Source organism: Nocardioides sp. P5_C9_2 (genome assembly GCF_054049555.1).
Window position 1 is genome coordinate 1 of the sequence record NZ_JBFUMD010000271.1, and the last position, 5269, is coordinate 5269.

Consider the following 5269-nt stretch of genomic DNA (forward strand, 5'->3'; position numbering starts at 1 on the left):
CGGATCTCGTCGCCGGGGGTCCCGCGGCCCTGGGCCTCGGCGCTCCCGGTCAGGAGGGCGGCCCACACCGGCGCGATGGTCGCGGAGCGCGCCGTGTCGAGGCCGAGCTCGATCTCGCTGACCGAGGCCGGGTCGGCGGTGAGCTCGTGGTCGACGGCGATCTCGGTGATCCGTCGGGCGAGGTCGACGTCCTGCTGGGTCACCCACTCCACGACGTGCTCGGTGCCTTCGTCGTCACGGTAGACGGCGTCGTCGCTGACCAGCTTGAGGTCGACGTACCCCGTGCCCATGGCTACGCGTGGGTGGTGGCCGAGACCGTCGCCCACCTTGCCCACCGCGGCGACGAACCGTGCGCCGGTGCCGAAGTCATCGATCAGGTATCGCGCATGGAGTCCCTGCGCCAGCTTGCGCCAGTCGGTCAGGTTCGCCTCGGCGATCTGTGTACCCCGCATCATCTCCATGGGCGGGGACCCTAGCCCTGATCGGGCCCGCAGTCCGGCGCGGCGGGCAGCCGGGACTCAGACGGGCTCGAGGACGACGAACAGGAAGCACATGAAGGAGTCGTACCTCATCCCGGGCGGAAGCAGGTCGGCCGGAGTGTCCGGCGCCGGGGGCGGCTCGGTGATCGTGACGATGCGGAACCCCGCAGCCGCAAAGGCAGCCGCCATGGCCTGGAGCGGTCGGTGCCAGAAGGTCAGCCACACGGTCCGGCCGTCGAAGACGTAGTCCTCCGAGTACTTCGTCACCGCGAAGTAGTCAGCCTCGGGGTGCACGATCGCGTAGGCGGCGGGGTGGTTCACCGAGAGGATGAGGCGACCGCCGGGCTTCAGCACGCGACGTAGCTCGGCGAGCGGGCCGGACCAGTCCTCGAGGTAGTGCAGCACGAGGGACGCGACGACGTCATCGAACTCGGCGTCGGGGAAGGGAAGGGGCGCGGCGAGGTCCGCCACGTGCAGGTCGGCGTCGTCACCCAGCCGCTGCCGGGCCAGGTCGACCATGGCCGCGCTCACGTCGAAGCCGGTGACGAGTGCACCGTTGGTGCGCAGCGCTGACATCAGCGGCCCCGACCCGCAGCCCGCGTCGAGGATCCGGTGGTCGGAGACGTCCCCGGCGAGACGGAGGATCTCCGGGCGTGCGTAGTAGGCGTTGAAGAGGCCGGACTCGTTCTCGGTTGCGTAGGCGAGCGCGAAGTCGTCGTAGTTCGTGTCTGTCATCGTGGACCCGTCCTCGGAGGAAGCATGGGTTCGTTCCTACCGGGACCACATGCCGGCGTGACTGAGCGACACGCGGGCCGCGCGGCGGACGGCGCGGCACGCCGTGACCGACGCATCCACCGAGGCGGCTACCGCATCTCGGTCGGTTCCCGGGTCTCGGGGTGCCAGCGCACGCACAACGGTGCTGGTGTGCACACTCGACGCTCGTCAGCGGATCTGCCCGCACCACCGAGCCGGCCGAGCGTCGGATGAGTGCTCCTCCGGTGGTCCCCGACCGCGACGCCGACCGTCACAGTCGTGCAACTCCGGGTTGCACGCGTCCTACACTTCTCCCCATGGCCACCAGCGAGCAGGCATCCCGCGTGGACGGGCGCCGGTCGGCCGCCGCGGCCCGCCGCCGGCAGCGTGAGCGCGAGATCCTCGACGCCACCCGGTCGCTCTTCGACGAGCGGGGTGTGCGGGACGCCCAGATCGAGGACATCGCCCGAGCGGTGGGCATCAACCGGGCCATCGTCTACCGGCACTTCACCGGCAAGGAGGAGCTCTTCGCGCTCACCCTCACCGGCTACCTCGACGAGCTGCGCGATGCCTTGGCCGAGGGTTCCGCGCAGCGGGGCGACGCCCCCACGCGGCTCACCGCGATCGTCACCGCGTTCGTCGACTACGGGATGCGCTACCCGGCCTTCGTCGATTGTGCCCAGACGCTGATGCGGCGTACCGGGCCCGAGCTCCTCGACGAGATCAGCGAGAGCGCCCTCTTCCGCCTCGGCCGCAGCATCTCCGCCTGCCTGTCCGTGCTGTCCGGCGTCATGGATGACGGCGTAGCGTCCGGCGACTTCGAGGTCGCCGACACCAACCTGCTCGCCAACCAGCTCTACGCCAGCGCGCTGGGCGGCCTCCAGCTGGCGCGCGTGGGCATCCTGGTCGGCGAGTCGGCGCCGGGGATACCGACGGTCGGCTCGGTGTCGCCCGAGCAGGTACGCGACTTCCTCGTCGCGACGGCCCTCTCGGCCTCGGCCCGCCGGGACTGAGGCGCCTCAGAGTCCCAGGTCGTCCAGGGCCGTCATGACCGACCCGTGGTAGGTCGGGAAGGCGAAGTGCATGCGGCGTACGACGGACGGCGGGACCTCGGCGTGGATCGCCAGGGCGAGCATCGCCACGAGGTCTCCCCCGGTCCGGCCCATCGCCGTGGCGCCCACCAGCAGACCGGTGCCGGCGTCGGCGACGAGCTTGACGTGGCCCTCGTTGCCCACTCCGTCGAGCCACCCGCGTGCCGAGCCGCTGAGGTCGGCGAAACCGGTCCTCACGTCCAGTCCCTGCCGTCGCGCCTGCTCCTCCGACAGCCCGACCGAGCCGATCTCGGGGTCGGTGAAGGTCACCCGGCTCACCGCCCGGTAGTCGGCCGGCGGCCAGTGCGCACCGAGGATGTCGGCCCTGGCCACCTCGGCCTGGTAGCTCGACACGTGGGTGTAGCGGCCGTGCCCCGTGATGTCCCCGATGGCCCACAGCCGGTCGCCGGCCCGCATCCGCTCGTCGGTCTCCACCGTGTCCGCAGAGGGGTCCAGCCCGACGGCCTCCAGCCCGACGTCGCGGACGTTGTTGCTGCGACCGGCGGCGACGAGCAGCCGCTCCGCCCGGACGGTCAGGTCACCGGCGGCGAGCACGAAGGTGCCGTCGTGCTCGACCCGGTCGACCTCGACCCCGGTGTGCACGGTGATCCCCTCGGCCTCGAAGACCTGGGCGAGCAGGGCGCTCGTCTCGGGCTCCTCGACCGCGACCAGGCGGTCGGCGGCCTCGATGACGGTGACCTCGACCCCGAAGCGCGACAGGGCCTGCGCCATCTCGCAGCCGATCGGGCCACCGCCGAGGATGGCCAGGGTGCGGGGCAGCTCGGTGAGCTGCACGACGTCGCGGTTGGTCCAGTACGGCGTGTCCGCCAGGCCGTCGATCGGCAGCACGAGCGGCTCGGTGCCGGTGTTGAGCACGACTCCGCGCGACGCCTCGTACTGCACCCCCTCGACCTCCACGACACCCGGGGCGACCAGCCGGCCGTGCCCGCGCACCAGCCGCACGCCGGCCTCCTGGACTGCCTTGGCGTTGGCGTCGTCGGTCCAGTCCTTGGTGGCCTCGTCGGTGATGCGGCCCGCGGGCAGGGCCCAGTCGGGCGAGACGGTGGCCGGGCCGGCGAGGCGGTCGGCCCGGTGGACCATCGCCACGTGGTCAGCGGCCCGGATCATGATCTTGGTGGGCGTGCACCCGTAGAACGGGCACTCGCCACCGACGAGGTGCATCTCCACCCCGACCGTGTCGAGCCCGGCCTCGGCCAGCTCGGTGGCCAGCTCCTGACCGCCGGGACCAAGACCCAGGACGACGACGTCACACGCGATGCGGGTGCCCATGTCAGCGCGAGAGGTGCTTGGCGCGGGCGAAGCAGAACAGGCCGTAGCAGGCGATGCCGAGCGCGATCGCGATCAGCAGCACCTGGCCGAACGGCTGCTCCAACACGGTCTGCAGCGCCTGGTCGAGACCACCGGACTTCTTCGCTTCGTGCGTGATGGCCGCGTAGCCGAACAGGCCGCCCACGATCACGATGGCGACGCCCTTGGCGATGTAGCCGACCTTGCCGAACAGGATGTACGCCGAACCGTCCTTGCCGGACTGACCCTGGGCGTCGAGGTGCTCGGTGAACTTCTCGCTCCAGCCGCGGTAGATGAGGAAACCGCCGTAGCCGATGATCGCCAGGGCGACCAGGCCGACGATGAGCTGCCCACCGGGGAGGTCCATCAGCTTGGCGGTGGTGGAGTCGGTGCCACCCTGGGAGCCCTCGCCCACGGCGACCTTGACGGCGCTCCAGGCCAGCACGCCGTACAGGACGGCCTTGCCGAGCGACGTCGCCCGCTTGCGCCACCGCTTGGCGTCGTCGGTCTCGTCCTGGTAGCCCATCGCGAACTCCAGGACGCGCCACACGACGAGGAGCATCATGCCGACGGCGATCATCCAGATGAGGACGCCGCCCATCGGCTGCTGGGCCAACGCGTGCAGGGCGCCCGAGTTGGACGCGTTCTCCGACTTGTCACCCAGCGCCAGCTGCACGGCGAGCCAGGCGACCATCAGGTGGACGACGCCGTAGGCGACCAGCCCGGCCCGGACCGCGTAGTCGAGCCACGTGCTGTGGTGTGCCTGCTGACCTGCCTGCTGTGCCTTGTCGGCGACCTCTCCCATGCGGCACACCCTAGGGCCCGCCGTCGGGCGCCGCCTCACCCGAGTGAGGCGCCGCGCGACCGGTTTCAGACGAGGTCGGCCTTGTCGCGCACGATGCTGCCGAGGAGGCCGTTGACGAAGCTCGGGGAGTCGTCGGTCGACAGCTCGCGGACGAGGTTCATCGCCTCGGAGACGGCGACGCCGTCGGGCACGTCCTCGACGTAGAGGAGCTCGTAGACACCGAGCCGCAGCACGTTGCGATCGACCGCCGGCATCCGGGTCAGCGTCCACCCCTGGGCGTAGGTGGCGAGGAGCTCGTCGATGCGGACCTGGTGCTCGGCGACGCCGTGGACCAGGACGGAGGTGTAGTCGTTGGTCGGGCCGTCACCCGCCTCGATGGTGCGATCGAGGGCCTCGACGGGCTTCTCCCCGCGCATCTCGGCGGCGTACAGGACGTCCAGTGCGCGCTTGCGGGCCTTGCCGCGAGCCGACATGCCTCAGCCCTTGACGCGGCCGAGGTAGGACGAGTCGCGGGTGTCGACCTTGACCTTCTCGCCGCTGGTGATGAAGAGCGGGACCTGGATCTCGTGGCCGGTCTCGAGGGTGGCGGGCTTGGTGCCGCCGGTGGACCGGTCGCCCTGGAGGCCCGGGTCGGTGTGGCTGATCAGCAGCTCGACCGACGCGGGGAGCTCGACGAACAGCACGCGACCCTCGTTGGTCGCGACGATGGCGTCCTGGTTCTCGAGCATGAAGTTCTTGGCGCCGCCGACGATCTCCGGCGCGATCTCGATCTGGTCGTACGTCGAGGTGTCCATGAAGACGTACGAGCTGCCGTCGTTGTAGAGGTACTGCAT

The 5269-nt window shown here is 70.7% G+C and carries 6 protein-coding genes and 1 pseudogene; 1 reads left to right on the forward strand and 6 read right to left on the reverse strand.

Going from position 1 to position 5269, the window contains the following annotated elements:
- The coding region (locus tag ACXJKL_RS13660; protein ID WP_457207589.1) for a 4a-hydroxytetrahydrobiopterin dehydratase at nucleotides 1-461 on the reverse strand (461 nt) is incomplete at its 3' end.
- 57 nt (nucleotides 462-518) lie between these two features.
- A complete protein-coding gene (locus ACXJKL_RS13665; RefSeq protein ID WP_457207590.1) occupies nucleotides 519-1214 on the reverse strand; it encodes a class I SAM-dependent methyltransferase in 696 nt (231 codons plus the stop codon).
- Between the two features lie 335 nt (nucleotides 1215-1549).
- Here ACXJKL_RS13665 and ACXJKL_RS13670 point away from each other — a divergent pair, with 335 nt between their 5' ends.
- Entirely contained in the window at nucleotides 1550-2245 is a 696-nt protein-coding gene (locus ACXJKL_RS13670; RefSeq protein WP_457207591.1) for a TetR/AcrR family transcriptional regulator, read from the forward strand.
- 6 nt (nucleotides 2246-2251) lie between these two features.
- Here the strand turns inward: ACXJKL_RS13670 and ACXJKL_RS13675 are convergent, their stop codons facing one another.
- The 4 genes and pseudogenes from ACXJKL_RS13675 to ACXJKL_RS13690 all read right to left on the reverse strand — a co-directional run.
- The gene (locus tag ACXJKL_RS13675) at nucleotides 2252-3613 is read right to left on the reverse strand and encodes a dihydrolipoyl dehydrogenase family protein (protein WP_457207592.1); all 1362 of its coding nucleotides are present in this window, start codon (nucleotides 3611-3613) and stop codon (nucleotides 2252-2254) included.
- A 1-nt stretch (nucleotide 3614) separates the two neighbouring features.
- Nucleotides 3615-4436 carry a DUF1206 domain-containing protein gene (locus ACXJKL_RS13680; protein ID WP_457207593.1) on the reverse strand — a complete coding sequence of 274 codons (822 nt, stop codon included), beginning with the start codon at nucleotides 4434-4436 and terminating at the stop codon, nucleotides 3615-3617.
- Nucleotides 4437-4501: 65 nt separating this feature from the next.
- On the reverse strand, nucleotides 4502-4909 hold the full coding sequence (nusB, locus tag ACXJKL_RS13685) for a transcription antitermination factor NusB (protein WP_457207594.1): 408 nt from the start codon (nucleotides 4907-4909) through the stop codon (nucleotides 4502-4504).
- Between the two features lie 3 nt (nucleotides 4910-4912).
- Nucleotides 4913-5269 (reverse strand): annotated as a pseudogene (locus ACXJKL_RS13690) (elongation factor P); the annotation flags it as partial.